This window comes from Citrobacter sp. Cpo074, from assembly GCF_030332745.1.
Taxonomy (GTDB): domain Bacteria; phylum Pseudomonadota; class Gammaproteobacteria; order Enterobacterales; family Enterobacteriaceae; genus Citrobacter; species Citrobacter portucalensis.
In genome coordinates this window covers 230,210-243,971 of record NZ_JAOWHG010000027.1, presented here as the reverse complement: position 1 = coordinate 243,971, position 13,762 = coordinate 230,210, and the positions used below count along the sequence as shown (strand labels likewise).

Below are 13,762 nucleotides of genomic sequence, written 5' to 3'. Positions count from 1 at the left end.
GGATGGCGATATCATCCGGCATTTTAAACGCCTAGTGTTGCTCCTCACCACCGAGGAAATAGATACCTAGCGGGATAGCCAACAGAATCGTAAACACCATGCTGTAGACACAAATCATTGCAGATTGAATGGCGTACATTGAAGCGGTCCAGTCGGATAGCGGAATGTCATACTGTTCAATAACGCCACCGATCGTCGCTCGCGTCACGACCGACGCTGCGATAATAAACACTCCAAGCAGGCACAACAGAAACTTCCGTCCCTTCGCTGTTTTCAGCTTAGCCATGATCATAGTATTGTCCTTTTGCAGATGAAAACCTTGTTACTTTGCGCTAACAATACCATGACATCAACTGACTGTCTGCTACATAAACCGCATACAGGGTTGACGTCAGCGTTATTTCGCTGAAAATAGCGCTGATTGCATTATTTATCTCTCCTTTTGATTAATGATCTGACCGCCTTAACTGAGTAAAATATCTGGGGATTAGGATATCAGATGATATTTAGCTAACACGGAGTTGCCAGGAAGAATCATGATCGCTGAACTGTTTATGAATAATGCGTTTAATTTGACGGTAATTCTTAGCTGCTGTGCCGCGCTGGTCCTGATGAGCGTCTGGTATCATCGTGGAGAGCGTCGCTGCAAAGGATTCATATTTCATGCCGCACAATTTTTTGTCTATGCCATTATCATTGGGACGTTTGGCAGCATTGCTAATAACGTTATCGAAAGTTACAGCCTGAAATTTATCTCCCCCAGCGTGGTCGACTTTATCTGCACCTCGTTGATTGCGTTGATCCTGACCATCAAACTTTTTCTGGTGATTAATCAGTTTGAAAAGACGCAGATTAATAAAGGCAGAGATATCACCAGCGCGAGGATCCTGTCGCGTATCATCAAGATTACCATCGTGGTTGCCATCATTTTACTGTATGGCGAACACTTCGGTATGAGCTTATCCGGCCTGTTAACCTTTGGCGGTATTGGCGGTATCGCAGTGGGTATGGCGGGGAAAGATATTCTGAGCAACTTTTTCTCAGGCATTATGCTCTATTTCGACAGACCGTTTAGCATAGGCGATTGGATCCGCTCCCCGGACCGCAATATTGAAGGCACGGTAGCAGAAATTGGCTGGCGAATGACTAAAATAAACACCTTCGACCATCGTCCGTTGTATGTGCCAAACTCGATTTTCTCCTCCATCAGCGTAGAAAACCCAGGGCGCATGACCAACCGGCGAATTAAAACGGTGATCGGGTTACGATATGAGGATGCCGATAAAGTCGGTGCCGTTGTCGAGTCGGTCAGAGAAATGCTGCAAAACCATCCTGGAATAGACCAGAAACAAACTCTGTTGGTCTATTTTAATGAATTTGCCGATTCATCGTTGAATATCATGGTGTATTGCTTCACGAAAACCACCGTCTGGAAGGAATGGCTCGCGGTACAGCAAGACGTTTATTTAAAGATTATCACGATAGTCCAGACAAACGGCGCCGACTTTGCGTTCCCCAGCCAGACGCTGTATATGGACAATCCTGAAGCATCGCCATCGACACACTAACAAAAGAAAAGACGCGGAAATCCGCGTCTTTTTTGTACTTATTTCAATGAGGAAATATCAATTACAAAGCGGTATTTCACATCGCTTTTCAACATCCGCTGCCAGGCACGATTAATATCCTGAATATCGATCACTTCGACATCGGCGGTAATACCATGCTGACCGCAAAAATCCATCATCTCCTGCGTTTCAGCAATGCCGCCGATAACTGAACCCGCCACAGACCTACGCCCAAGGATCAGGGGAACCGTATTCAGAAACGGATCCAACGCACCAAGATAACCGACCAGCACCAGCGTACCGCTTAGCGCCAGGGTTGGGATATAAGGGTTCAGGTCATGAACGTAGGGCACAGTATCGATAATCAGATCAAACTGATTCGCTGTCGCTTTCATCTGTTCACTGTCAGTGGAAAGCACAACGTGACTGGCACCCAAACGTCTGGCATCAGCTTCTTTGCCCGGTGAACGCGTAAACAGCGTAACTTCCGCGCCCAGCGCATTAGCAAGTTTGATTGCCATATGCCCGAGTCCACCCAGACCGACAACCGCGACTTTACTGCCCTCGCCTACCTGCCAGTGGCGCAGAGGCGACCATGTTGTGATCCCGGCGCAAAGCAGCGGCGCCGCACCGCGTAAATCGATCCCTTCAGGGACCTTCACCACAAACTTTTCGGTAACGACAATTTTGTCAGAATAGCCGCCGAAAGTAGGCAGACCGTCATGACGGTCGATATCGTTATACGTTAGCGTGTTACCTTCTTCGCAATACTGCTCTAGCCCCTGCTCGCAGGCGCTACAGTGTTGACACGAATCAACCATGCAGCCGACCCCTGCGAGATCGCCCACTTTGAATTGTGTTACCGACTTACCAACATGCACCACGCGGCCAATGATCTCATGCCCTGGTACCATCGGATATTTAGCACCGCCCCAATCGTTGTAGGCGTTGTGAATATCCGAGTGGCATACACCGCTGTATAAAATATCGATAACCACATCATCTTCACGCGGATCGCGACGAACAAAATTATGGGGGACTAAATCTTCTTTCACCGCCAGAGCAGCATAACCCTTCACATTCATGACCATTGAGATCTCCTCAGGGATTAGGTGTTACCAGAACCAGCATAGTTCAGGGCAGCAGGTTGTACTCAGCGTCGCTAACCGGTTCCAGCCATTCGTTCGACGCGCCAGGGGCCGGGATTTCCACGGCGATATGGGCAAACCAACTATCACGCGCGGCGCCGTGCCAGTGTTTCATTCCCGCCGGAATGTGCACGACATCGCCGGTTTTCAGCTCACGTGCCGGTTTATTCCACTCCTGATACCAGCCTCTGCCACCGGTCACCAGCAATATTTGTCCACCCTCATGATGAACATGCCAGAAGTTACGACAACCCGGTTCAAATGCGACATTGCCAATTACCACGCCTTCCATGGAGAGCATGGTCAGATAGCTGTCGCCAGTGAAATACTTCGCATACGCTTCATTTTTCTCTCCACGTGGAAAGACGCTGTTACCATCAAATTGTTCGTTCATAGTGACTCCAGTATGGATAATGTCCGCGGTGTTCATACCAGACATTCATCAAGAACCGTACGGGCATTTTCCCCAATCCCGGCTCCACAGTGCTGTTCGAGTATCGTAATAAACTCACTGAGTTGCTCAGGGAGGATCCCGATGTTAAGGCATATCGCAAAATGGCTTTTCAACTGGCTGTTAACGCCGCCCAGAACGGCCAGCGCCGAAACGGTCACCCATTCACGGTCCTGCCAGTCAAGTACATCTCGCTGAAAAATATCGCCAAACAGATGTGCTTTAAGCCAGACATCAATAGCGGGTGCAAAGTCAAACAGCGGACCGCTTACAGGCTGTCCAACCAGTTGCGTCTGAGTTAGGCTCCCAGCCTGAACACTGTTCCAGTCTGCAGGTGGCGGCGTGGCCGTTCTACCTTCGTCGTCTGAAAGCCCTTTCTCGCTTCGAGTTTTCACCACCGACATAAAGCAGGACAGACCGTTCAGGCTGCGAGGGAAACCGCAGTATGCGTAGAGCTGTAGCAGGATCTCTTTTACTTCATTGAGCGTGAGTCCCGCATCCAGTCCGGCGTTGAGCGCGACGTCCAGCTTTTCCATCTGTCCTGTGGCAGTGAATGCCGCAATGGGAATGATTGCCTGTTGTCTGGCATCCAGTTGGTATTGCATATTCGACTCTCCAAATGGTGGCAACATTGCACCACCGGGGGCTGAAAACAGTAAAATTATAGAGACTCGACGTGTCGGTGATTAGAGAGGAAAAGAAGGACAAACTTATGAGCTGTACTCATTAATAATCAGCAGCAGGTACTCTTTATTTGCAGGTAACTGATTGAAGACTTACGCCACAATCTCGATTAAATTGCCGTCAGGATCTTTTATCACCGCTTCGTAATAACCATCGCCAGTAGTGCGCGGACCTGAGACTAATATCCCCTGTCCCTGCGCTTGCATTGCAATGGCATCAACATTTTCATTGCCGCCAACAGAAATGGCGAGGTGTACCCATCCGCAACGATTATTGTCAGGTTGCTGCCCGATAAGACCCGGTTTGGTCATTAACTCAATCGCAATTTCCTCGCCAATTTTGACAAAATAAGATTCAAACCCAGGATTGGTTTTACTGCGGTATTTCTCGTTGATCTTGCCGTCAAAAAACGAGACCCAGAAGCGAGCTTGCTGCTCGAGATCCTGTGTCCATAACGCCATATGCGCAATCTTCATAGCGAACCTCTTCCCGTTGTATCCAGAATAGTACGGCCCCTGTAAGGGATGTTGACATCGTTAATCATAATGCACGATCATGCACTCTATTGCTCGATGTTTATTTCACCTGGAGTATCCATGCTCGATTACGCCGCATTCCCGGAACAGCGCCAGGCGCTTATCTTTCAGATCCTGCAAGAAAACGGCAGGGTCATTTGTTCTGAACTTGCTAACCGATTAGGTGTTTCTGAACACACAATTCGTCGTGATTTGCATGAATTGAGCAAAGATGGCGTGTGTAAAAAAGTTTATGGTGGCGCGGTCATTACACTCCCTGAATCCGAAGACATAGACGTACGCAAGAGTATTAATGTAGCCAAAAAGAGCAACATCGCGCAGAGATGTGCCCGACTGGTCAAATCTGGAAGCTGTATTTTTATCGACACGGGTAGCACCAATCTGGCAATGGCAGAAGCTCTGCCCGCCGAACTGGCGTTAACCGTGGTGACAAATTCACCGGAGATTGCCGCCGTTTTGCTAAAAAAACCGCTGTTTGAAGTCATTATGCTGGGTGGCGTGGTGCAGAGATCTTCAGGTGGGTGCGTGGGAGCTTCCGCCATCGCACAAGTGCAGGACATTTTATTCGATCAGGGGTTTATTGGCGGCTGCGCGATGTCGCCTGAATCCGGCTTAACGGGATTTGATTATGCGGATTGTGAATTCAAAAAAGCGGTGATTAAACAATGTAATGAAACTATCGTCGCGCTAACGGCTGAAAAAATCCCAGCCGTCGCCCGATATGTCGTTACCGAAAGCAGCAATATCGATGTGATTGTTGTAGAGGACAACATCAGCAAAGAGTACGCCACAGCGTTCCAGGCGCACGACATTCGAATTTATACCGTCTAACCGCGGTAGGCCCGCTGAAAATTTACTGTGCTAAACGTCGCTCCTGGTGTCAGCGCGGTGATCGCTGACAGATAATCCAGACGGATTTTTTGCTGGTTTTCAGATTGATCCACTACCAGAAATTCTTCTTTTTCCACGGTGGTACACGTCGTCAGCGCTTTAGCATCAAAACATGTGCCATCCGTTAGTTCAATGTGCAACCAATAGTGGTACATGCAGGCGATTTCCAGATAATCATGAAGATCGCAATCTATCGGGTGATACTCTTCGGTCGTTTTCATCACGCTACCTTCCCCAACGTCTTGTAAATTCGGGAAATCGCCAACGCAACTTCCCGAACTTTCCAGCTATTTCAACGCTTCAATGGGAGCGCCGAAATTAATATGCAGCACATTGCCGTCAATCACCAGCGCCGGAACAGATTTCACGCCAGCCACTTCAGCCTCAGCAACCCGATCAGGTTGCTCTCCCAGATGAACCACATCGATTTCAACATCCGCAGACAAATGCTGCAGAAGTGTCTGTTCTGCGGAAACACAAACCGGGCAACCTGCATGATAGAAACGAGCTTTAGTCATGATACATCTCCTTTAAATTATAGTATCGATTCGATACTATAATTCATGCTACGCTGCTTTTACCCTTTGTCAATATAGTTTTTAATCGATACTATATACCGAGGAGGATTTGTTATGCCCGACATGTCACTTTTCGACGTACTTGACCGGCTTTCCAGCCTGACAAGGATGTGGTTTCGCCAGCATCCTTTACTGGCGGATCTCCAGCCAGTGCAACTTAGCGCGTTAATGTATCTGGCCCGTTGCAACCGTTATTCCAATACGCCGCTTGGCGTGACAGACTACCTTGGGCTCACCAAAGGTACCGTGTCACAATCGCTGAAGCTTTTGGAAAACAAAGGGTTGATTGTTCGTAAGCCGGATCACCGTGATAAACGTAGCGTCCATCTACACTTAAGTGAGTCGGCCAATACCTTACTGGACGCCCTGCTCCCGCCAACGTTTTTAGTGGAGGGTGAATCGGCAATGGGTGAACGGGCGATCGTGCTCAGAGAGCTGCTGTTAGAACTGTTACGCGGGATCCAGAGGACCAACAATGTGCCTGGCTTTGGTCTTTGCCATAGCTGTCGGTTCCACCAAAAAATTGATGGTCAGGGATTTTGTAATCTGACGAAAGAGAGATTGAGTGAAGAAGATTCATTGCTGATTTGCCGGGAGCATCAGCCGCCGGAAACATAAAATGGCTGGTGCAAAATCACACCAGCCATTATCTCTGTTAGTGTTTGATTATAAATGAACATGGTATTTCATTGTTCTAAATGGATAAAATTACGAATACAGACAACCAATATCGTCAATTAATGTTGTTGTTTGCCGCGACGACTATTCTTGCTGGCTATGGCTCTCACTACGATGAAGAGAAAGCGCTGGCCCGCAGTGCTCAAACTCAAGCGGCTAAAGAACAACATAACATCATCGCATAAGGCTTCAATTCTGTACTGAATGCCTGGAATTGTACTAACGCCAACGGGAGTGGTGAATCAATACTGGCTGTGCGAGCTATGATGAACGTGGTCAGGATATGCCCCTGATGATCACCCGTGCTGGCGTTAAAAACGCTATACAAGTACGACGCAGGGATGGTGGATGGTGTCCTATATTTAACCGACCCTAATGGTGAGTCTAAACATTTAGCCCGTTTTAAATGGGGGGCTTACGCTGATAGCTACGACATACTGGTCCTGCGAGATACAGACTTCGAGTCTGAGTTACATTGCAATCAGATTAAGGATCAATCCCTTAAATCCAAGAACATAGTGGCGAAAGTGATCCCTACCGTAGCGGAGGTCACCCCACTGGCAATTATGATTGGCTCAGACATAGTTATTCTGTGTGTAGAGGATCAGGCTTCACCGGCTGGATTTATCAACAAAGCACATAGTGGTTGATTCCCGTGAGTCTGAAGTAGAAAAGGCCGACATATGGCGACCGCTAAACTTTGAATAGGATTTTCTCAATGAACTGCTTCGTGATAAATAATCTGTGCGCCCATACCTGAAATCAGCTTATCTACGCGAATATAATCCGTATAGAAAAAAGATGGAGCATCATCCCAGTGACAGAGTGCGATTTCACGCTTCAGATATGTGTCATAGTAGATAACATGAGCCTTACATGACCTAGTTTTTCCTCCAGATTGTGTTGGGTATCTCATCTTGAATCGGTAATTGTCACTCACATGCTTATTAGCTGATGAGATCATTATTAACTCTGGAACGTTCCAAAAGATAAAAGTCAGGTACATCATAACGGTGAGGCAAACGCCAAAAAGCCTCTTAACCATACCTGCAGCGAACTTATTCTTTAAGTACACACGCCAAGCAATGAACATTCCTATTAGGAAGGAAGTCCCAACAATTACTGACTTATAAAGCCCCTCATCAAAAAGGTACGTGTCGTGAGTGATTTTGTCTGCCCATGCACACCAAATAACCCAAATGACTGCACAGCAGAATGAAATCAGCTCTATCTTTGTTGGCAACCTTATTATCATTAATATTTTTCTCATCTTCCTTGCGAATACGCCCATAGAGTAATCTTCACCTGATTATCCCAGTCCAGTTGCGGTGCTGCTGGTAGTGGCATCCAATGACCCTCTTCCCGTCGCTCTGTTTCAAAGAAGCCATCATCCACTACGATTATACGAGAGGTGCTGGCGCTGAAATCCGCGCCAGCTCTGGTTTTAGATGAGGTTAACGAAGGTTATCAGGAGAGTGTATTCAACTAGTGCTTAACGATATACATTGTGCGGCTATAGGCCACATCTTCAGGGTTAGTAATCGGATACCCTTTCAGCCACGGTTTAATTAAACGCCCGTTGGTATACTGATAAATCGGTGCAATAGGTGCCTGTTCCATCAGAATTTTCTCCGCGGCGTTATAATCAGCATTGCGCGCTTTCTCTGTATTCTCCAGAGTTGCCTGGGTCAACACTTTGTCGTACGCCGGATCATTAAAGCGGGAGATATTGCCTGTATGGGTCGATGTTAATAGCGACAAGAACGTAGAAGGCTCATTGTAGTCACCCACCCATGAGGCGCGGATCACATCAAAATTACCGGTATTACGGCTGTCGATATACGTTTTCCACTCCTGGTTCTGCAGTTTCACGTCAACACCGAGGTTCTTCTTCCACATAGAAGCCACTGCGATAGCAATCTTCTGATGATTTTCTGAGGTGTTGTACAGCAGCGTCAGTTTAAGCGGTTTCTGTGGGCCATAGCCCGCCGCACGCAGCAGCGTTTTTGCCTGCGCGTTCAGTTCTTCCTGACTCATTTGCTCAAACGGTGAAGGTTCCGGCACAAATCCTGCCGTTACATCCGGCGTAAAATGCCATGCCGGTTTCTCACCGGTACCCAAAACTTTCTCCGCCATCAGACGACGATCGATAGTCATACTGAGCGCCAGACGCACGCGTGAATCGGCGGTCGGTCCCTTCTGGGTATTGAAAGCATAATAATAAGTACCAAGCTGCGGCGGGGTGTAAACCTGACCCGGGATATCCTTCAGCAGTTTCTGGTACATATTTTTCGGGAAGGATTCCGTGATATCAATATCACCAGCAAGATAGCGCTTGGTGGCAGCTGATTCCTGGTTGATCGGCAGGAAGGTGACTTTTTGCAGCACCGTTTTGGCGTTGTCCCAATAATGTGTGTTTGGTACCACTTCCAGTTTTTCGTTCACGACGCGATCTTTGAGCACATAGGCGCCGTTACCAATAAGATTGCCTGGTTTGGTCCACTCTTTGCCGCTCTCAACGTTAGCTTTTTGTACCGGATAGAATGCAAAACTCGCTGTCAGATTGGCAAACCAGGGCAGCGGTTTATCCAGTTGAACTTTCAATGTCCGTGCATCGACAGCACTAACGCCAAGTTTATCAGGCGTGGCTTTGCCATCGATAATAGCCTGAGCATTATTAATACCCGCCAGCGCAGCAAACCAGGCAAACGGCGACAGCGTTTTTGGGTCAACCAGACGCTGCCAGCTATAGACAAAATCCTGCGCCGTTACCGGCGTACCATCCGCCCATTGCGCATTGTCACGCAGCGTAAACGTCCAGATGCGGTTATCGTTACTCTTCCACTGAGTAGCGACACCAGGCACGATCTCACCCTTCTCATTCTGGTTGACCAGCCCTTCAAATAGATCACGAATAACCTGTATTTCAGGCAGCCCTACGGCTTTTGCCGGATCAAGCGACGCCGGTTCATCTTTTATATGACGCACCAGTTCTTGTTTCTCTGCCAGTACCGTTCCGCTGGGAACATCAGCAGCCCAGGATAAAGAAATGCTGCTAACCAACAACGCACAACAGGTTACTGAAACAGAATGCTGCATAAGATACCCTCAATTCCGGCTACTAAGTGAATGTGTAATTATTTGTATCGCCAGCAGGAAATGCAATTAACTTCCGACAAGAAAGTGATATTACACCTGAAAAGATAAGTGTGTGAAAACGATTTGATTATCCATACATTTTGCACAACACTGCGAGTAACAATCCAAGCATTCAGAGATGACTATGACCGTTACCCGTCCCCGTGCCGAGCGCGGCGCATTCCCACCTGGAACCGAACATTACGGACGTTCATTGTTAGGCGCACCGCTAATCTGGTTTCCTGCACTGGCAGCCGATCGTGAAAGCGGCCTGATACTGGCGGGAACGCACGGCGACGAAAACTCCTCGATCGTTACCCTTTCTTGCGCATTGCGTACGCTTAACCCTTCCTTGCGTCGCCACCATGTAGTGCTGGCCGTAAACCCTGACGGTTGCCAGCTTGGACTGCGCGCAAATGCGAACGGCGTCGATCTGAACCGTAATTTTCCCGCCGCAAACTGGAAAGCGGGAGAAACGGTGTATCGCTGGAACAGTAGCGCAGAAGAGCGTGATGTGGTGTTGTTGACCGGCGAAAGTCCGGGTTCGGAACCAGAAACCCAGGCGTTGTGTCAGCTTATTCACCGAATTCATCCCGCCTGGGTAGTCTCTTTTCACGATCCACTGGCCTGTATTGAAGATCCCAGAAGCAGCGAGCTGGGTTCGTGGCTGGCACAGTCGTTTGAATTGCCTCTGGTCACCAGCGTAGGTTATGAAACGCCCGGCTCTTTTGGGAGCTGGTGCGCAGACCTGAATTTACACTGCATAACCGCCGAATTTCCGCCCATTTCATCGGATGAAGCGAGCGAAAAATACCTGCTGGCCATGTCCAATCTGCTGCGCTGGCACCCTAGAGATGGAGCTGCCCGGTCGTAAAATGCAGGGCTGGCTCCGCATCGCTGGCCAGCCAGGTAGGGCCATCAAGATCGGCAAAGTTAACCTGCGGCGTAAGCGGTAACGCCGCACCGATAGCCCGGGAGGTACACAGCATGCAGCCCAGCATCAGCGCAAATCCCTGCTCGCGGGCTTCCGTTGCCAGCGCCAGTGCTTCCGTCAGACCGCCTGTTTTGTCCAGTTTGATATTGACCATTTCATAGCGTCCGTGCAGCGCTTTCAGGCTGCTGCGAGTGTGGCAACTTTCATCTGCGCAGATGGGCAGCGGATGCACAAAATTCTCCAGAGCGGCATCATCCTGAGCCGGCAGCGGCTGCTCCAGCATTGCCACCCCTAAATCAGCCAACAGCTGACAGCGTGCCGCAAGGCCTTCTGCCCGCCAGGATTCATTGGCGTCGACAATAATCGTAGCGTCAGGAACAGCCGCACGAATGGCAACCATCCGCTCACTAATCAAGCGAGCATCCAGTTTAACTTTCAGCAGTTTTGCGCCATTTCCCCACAGCGCAGCCGCGCTCGCAGCCATTTGTTCCGGCGAGCCAATCACTACGGTTTGCGCCGTCGTCACCACTTCCGCCAGTTCACTTCCCACCAATTCCGCCAGCGATTTCTGCTGTTGACGCGCACTTAGATCCCACAACGCGCAGTCTACGGCATTTCGCGCAGCCCCTGCTGGCAGCAGCTTTTGCAGCTCTTCACGCGTCAGTCCGTTTTCCAGTTGTGGTGCAATGCTCATAATTTGCGCCAGGACAGAGGCATCGCTTTCACCGTAGCGTGGGTACGGTGTGCACTCGCCAATACCTGTGACGCCATTTTCTGTCAATTCGACGACAACCACATGCGCTTCGGTCCTGCTCCCACGGGCGATGACAAAGGGAGTGTGCAGCGGCCAGGCTTCCTCATATACCTTAACTGTTCTCATTTGTTTTCCTTAATGCAGTCCCTGAAACGGATATCCGCAAATAGCGTTTGCCGTGTTAACTGTTGATGGCATAAACTAGCCTCGACGTTAACTATATGTAAACAGGAAGATAACCATGTCACAAACCGTTCATTTCCAGGGCAACCCGGTTGCAGTTGCCGGCTCCATTCCTCAGGCTGGAAGCAAAGCTCAGGCTTTTACCCTTGTGGCTAAAGACCTGTCTGACGTTACGCTGGGCCAGTTTGCAGGCAAGCGCAAAGTGCTGAATATTTTCCCTAGCATCGATACTGGCGTTTGCGCGGCATCGGTACGTAAGTTTAACCAACTGGCGACAGAAATCGACAATACCGTCGTACTGTGTATTTCGGCCGACCTGCCATTCGCCCACTCTCGTTTTTGCGGCGCGGAAGGTCTGAGCAACGTTATCACGCTGTCCACCCTGCGCAACGCAGAATTCCTGAAAAACTACGGTGTTGAAATCGCTGAAGGCCCGTTGAAAGGTCTGGCCGCACGTGCCGTAGTTGTTATCGATGAAAATGACAACGTCGTCTTCAGCCAACTGGTCAATGAAATCACCAACGAACCAGACTACACAGCGGCGCTGGACGTACTGAAAGCGTAAGCTGCGTTTGCATACAAAAATGCCTCCGAATGGAGGCATTTTCATTTACGGCATTACTCTTCGCTTTTTTTCTGTTGGCTCAGGCCGTACTCGCGCAATTTATTGGCAATCGCGGTATGCGAAACGCCGAGGCGCTTGGCCAGCTTGCGCGTGCTGGGATAATTCATATACAGCTGCGTCAGCACGGAGCGTTCAAAGCGGCTGGTAATTTCATCCAGCGACCCTTCCATCACCTCTTCTCCGACCGCAACCGTTGCCGCATCATAATCCGGCAGTAAAATATCCTGCGGCCGTAGCTCATAGCCTTCAAGCTGGGTCAACGCCCGGTAGATAGCGTTTTTAAGCTGACGCACGTTGCCCGGCCAACCGTAACGGGTTAACACCGTGCTGAGATCGGCGGACAGCTTCGGACGCGGCACGCCCTGCTCATCGGCAAAACGCGCCACGAACAGTTCGGTGAGCGGCATAATATCTTGTGGGCAATCGCGCAGCGGCGGCAGGTTTAACGTCAGTACATTCAGACGATAATAGAGGTCTTCACGGAAAAGTCCTTTCTGCACCAGCTCCACAAGGTTCTTTTGCGTTGCGCAAATCACGCGAACATCGACATGAACTTCGTGATCTTCTCCCACACGACGGAACGTGCCGTCATTGAGAAAACGCAGCAATTTGGTCTGCATACGCGGCGACATTTCGCCAATTTCATCTAACAGAACCGAACCGCCATTCGCCTGCTCAAAGAACCCTTTTTTACCTTCCGGCGCATGGCCAAACAGCTCGCTTTCAACCGCATCTTCAGGGATTGACGCGCAGTTCAGCGCCAGATACGGTTTCGACGCACGCGGGCTTGCCAGATGGCAGGCGTGAGCAAAGAGATCTTTGCCGGTGCCGGTATTACCAGTAATCAGCAGCGGCGCGCTCAGCGTCGCCAGCTTGCGCGCCTGTTCCACCACGTGTTTCATTTTGGCGCTGACGGCAATAATCTGGCTAAACGCGCTGAGATCCTGCGTAGTCATATTTTGCAGCTGACGACCCATTCGGATGGTGGAGCGCAACATCACCACCGCGCCGGTCAGCATCTGCTCCTGATTTTCGCCCTGCAAATGGACAGGCGTAATTTCCATCAGGAAATTCTGCCCGTTAATCACGACATGTTCGCTATGGGAATCCTGCGGATTGCTTTCCAGCCAGCGCTGGAAGTTAAACCCATTGATTAACTGGGCTGCGGTATGGTTGCGCATCCGCTCCTGGGTGTGCGCAAAAAGTTGACAGCTCGCAGGGTTCGCCATCTCAACTTTGCTTTTCATATCAAGAGAAAGGACCGGCTCTGGCAACGCTTCAAGCAGCGCACTTAGCGCCAGATGTTCACGTTCAGAAGGCATCCAGGGCACGGTGCGCACATCCGTAACACCTGAAATACGGCGAATTTCAGCCATCAGGCTGCTGAAGTTGGTGAACTCCAGCTCCGCAAAATTAAGGTAAATCCGCCCGATGGGGTCAATCTCGATACCGCGTAAATCAATGCTTCTCAGCACCAGTAAATCGAGCAATTCGCGGGTCAGACCAAGACGGTCTTCACAAAAGACTTCCAAACGCATAGGAACCTTCATCAGGACAAGGGATTATGTAGTAAATGATAAGACAGTATTTGGTT

Annotated in this window: 17 protein-coding genes; 6 read left to right on the top strand and 11 right to left on the bottom strand. The window is 49.5% G+C overall.

The genetic code is table 11. From position 1 onward, the window contains the following. Positions 1-31: 31 nt before the first annotated feature. Positions 32-292 carry a DUF2534 family protein gene (locus OGX83_RS05805; protein ID WP_003020403.1) on the bottom strand — a complete coding sequence of 87 codons (261 nt, stop codon included), beginning with the start codon at positions 290-292 and terminating at the stop codon, positions 32-34. A 244-nt stretch (positions 293-536) separates the two neighbouring features. Between OGX83_RS05805 and OGX83_RS05800 the strand changes: the two genes are divergently transcribed. Continuing rightward, complete coding sequence (locus OGX83_RS05800; RefSeq protein WP_219988312.1) at positions 537-1,568, top strand: mechanosensitive ion channel family protein; 1,032 nt, start codon at positions 537-539, stop codon at positions 1,566-1,568. 38 nt (positions 1,569-1,606) lie between these two features. Here the strand turns inward: OGX83_RS05800 and OGX83_RS05795 are convergent, their stop codons facing one another. The 4 genes from OGX83_RS05795 to OGX83_RS05780 form a co-directional block, all read right to left on the bottom strand. Further along, entirely contained in the window at positions 1,607-2,659 is a 1,053-nt protein-coding gene (locus OGX83_RS05795; RefSeq protein WP_286584907.1) for an NAD(P)-dependent alcohol dehydrogenase, read from the bottom strand. A gap of 43 nt (positions 2,660-2,702) precedes the next feature. Next, entirely contained in the window at positions 2,703-3,110 is a 408-nt protein-coding gene (locus tag OGX83_RS05790; RefSeq protein WP_020996378.1) for a cupin domain-containing protein, read from the bottom strand. Between the two features lie 32 nt (positions 3,111-3,142). Next, a complete protein-coding gene (locus tag OGX83_RS05785; protein ID WP_502873517.1) occupies positions 3,143-3,772 on the bottom strand; it encodes a carboxymuconolactone decarboxylase family protein in 630 nt (209 codons plus the stop codon). A 171-nt stretch (positions 3,773-3,943) separates the two neighbouring features. Continuing rightward, positions 3,944-4,327: a VOC family protein gene (locus OGX83_RS05780; protein WP_048235289.1), complete on the bottom strand. Its 384-nt coding sequence runs from the start codon at positions 4,325-4,327 to the stop codon at positions 3,944-3,946. A 120-nt stretch (positions 4,328-4,447) separates the two neighbouring features. On the opposite strand from OGX83_RS05780, the gene OGX83_RS05775 reads away from it, so the two are divergent. Continuing rightward, complete coding sequence (locus OGX83_RS05775; protein ID WP_008784903.1) at positions 4,448-5,218, top strand: DeoR/GlpR family DNA-binding transcription regulator; 771 nt, start codon at positions 4,448-4,450, stop codon at positions 5,216-5,218. Here OGX83_RS05775 and OGX83_RS05770 read toward each other — a convergent pair. Together OGX83_RS05770 and OGX83_RS05765 are read right to left on the bottom strand one after the other, a co-directional pair. Next, positions 5,215-5,499 (bottom strand): Rho-binding antiterminator, encoded by a 285-nt coding sequence (locus tag OGX83_RS05770; protein WP_057067376.1) that lies wholly within the window; start codon positions 5,497-5,499, stop codon positions 5,215-5,217. The genes OGX83_RS05775 and OGX83_RS05770 overlap by 4 nt on opposite strands. Positions 5,500-5,565: 66 nt before the next feature. Beyond that, positions 5,566-5,796: a glutaredoxin family protein gene (locus tag OGX83_RS05765; protein ID WP_008784905.1), complete on the bottom strand. Its 231-nt coding sequence runs from the start codon at positions 5,794-5,796 to the stop codon at positions 5,566-5,568. Between the two features lie 114 nt (positions 5,797-5,910). Here OGX83_RS05765 and OGX83_RS05760 point away from each other — a divergent pair, with 114 nt between their 5' ends. Together OGX83_RS05760 and OGX83_RS05755 are read left to right on the top strand one after the other, a co-directional pair. Further along, entirely contained in the window at positions 5,911-6,474 is a 564-nt protein-coding gene (locus tag OGX83_RS05760; RefSeq protein ID WP_286587521.1) for a MarR family winged helix-turn-helix transcriptional regulator, read from the top strand. An 80-nt stretch (positions 6,475-6,554) separates the two neighbouring features. Then, the gene (locus OGX83_RS05755) at positions 6,555-6,719 is read left to right on the top strand and encodes a hypothetical protein (RefSeq protein ID WP_156183241.1); all 165 of its coding nucleotides are present in this window, start codon (positions 6,555-6,557) and stop codon (positions 6,717-6,719) included. Positions 6,720-7,249: 530 nt separating this feature from the next. On the opposite strand, the gene OGX83_RS05750 is transcribed toward OGX83_RS05755, so the two are convergent. Further along, positions 7,250-7,825: a hypothetical protein gene (locus OGX83_RS05750; RefSeq protein ID WP_111465502.1), complete on the bottom strand. Its 576-nt coding sequence runs from the start codon at positions 7,823-7,825 to the stop codon at positions 7,250-7,252. 194 nt (positions 7,826-8,019) lie between these two features. Continuing rightward, the gene (gene mppA / locus OGX83_RS05745) at positions 8,020-9,633 is read right to left on the bottom strand and encodes a murein tripeptide ABC transporter substrate-binding protein MppA (protein ID WP_008784907.1); all 1,614 of its coding nucleotides are present in this window, start codon (positions 9,631-9,633) and stop codon (positions 8,020-8,022) included. Positions 9,634-9,817: 184 nt separating this feature from the next. Here mppA and mpaA point away from each other — a divergent pair, with 184 nt between their 5' ends. Next, positions 9,818-10,546 (top strand): murein tripeptide amidase MpaA, encoded by a 729-nt coding sequence (gene mpaA, locus OGX83_RS05740; RefSeq protein WP_048216283.1) that lies wholly within the window; start codon positions 9,818-9,820, stop codon positions 10,544-10,546. Here the strand turns inward: mpaA and ycjG are convergent. Beyond that, positions 10,521-11,486, bottom strand: a complete 966-nt coding sequence (ycjG, locus tag OGX83_RS05735; protein ID WP_008784909.1) for an L-Ala-D/L-Glu epimerase — start codon at positions 11,484-11,486, stop codon at positions 10,521-10,523. The two genes, mpaA and ycjG, sit on opposite strands and share 26 nt — an antisense overlap. Before the next feature lie 115 nt (positions 11,487-11,601). Here ycjG and tpx point away from each other — a divergent pair, with 115 nt between their 5' ends. Beyond that, positions 11,602-12,108 carry a thiol peroxidase gene (gene tpx, locus OGX83_RS05730; protein ID WP_003020437.1) on the top strand — a complete coding sequence of 169 codons (507 nt, stop codon included), beginning with the start codon at positions 11,602-11,604 and terminating at the stop codon, positions 12,106-12,108. A gap of 53 nt (positions 12,109-12,161) precedes the next feature. Here tpx and tyrR read toward each other — a convergent pair whose 3' ends face one another. Continuing rightward, on the bottom strand, positions 12,162-13,706 hold the full coding sequence (gene tyrR / locus OGX83_RS05725) for a transcriptional regulator TyrR (protein ID WP_008784910.1): 1,545 nt from the start codon (positions 13,704-13,706) through the stop codon (positions 12,162-12,164). Between the last annotated feature and the right edge of the window lie 56 nt (positions 13,707-13,762).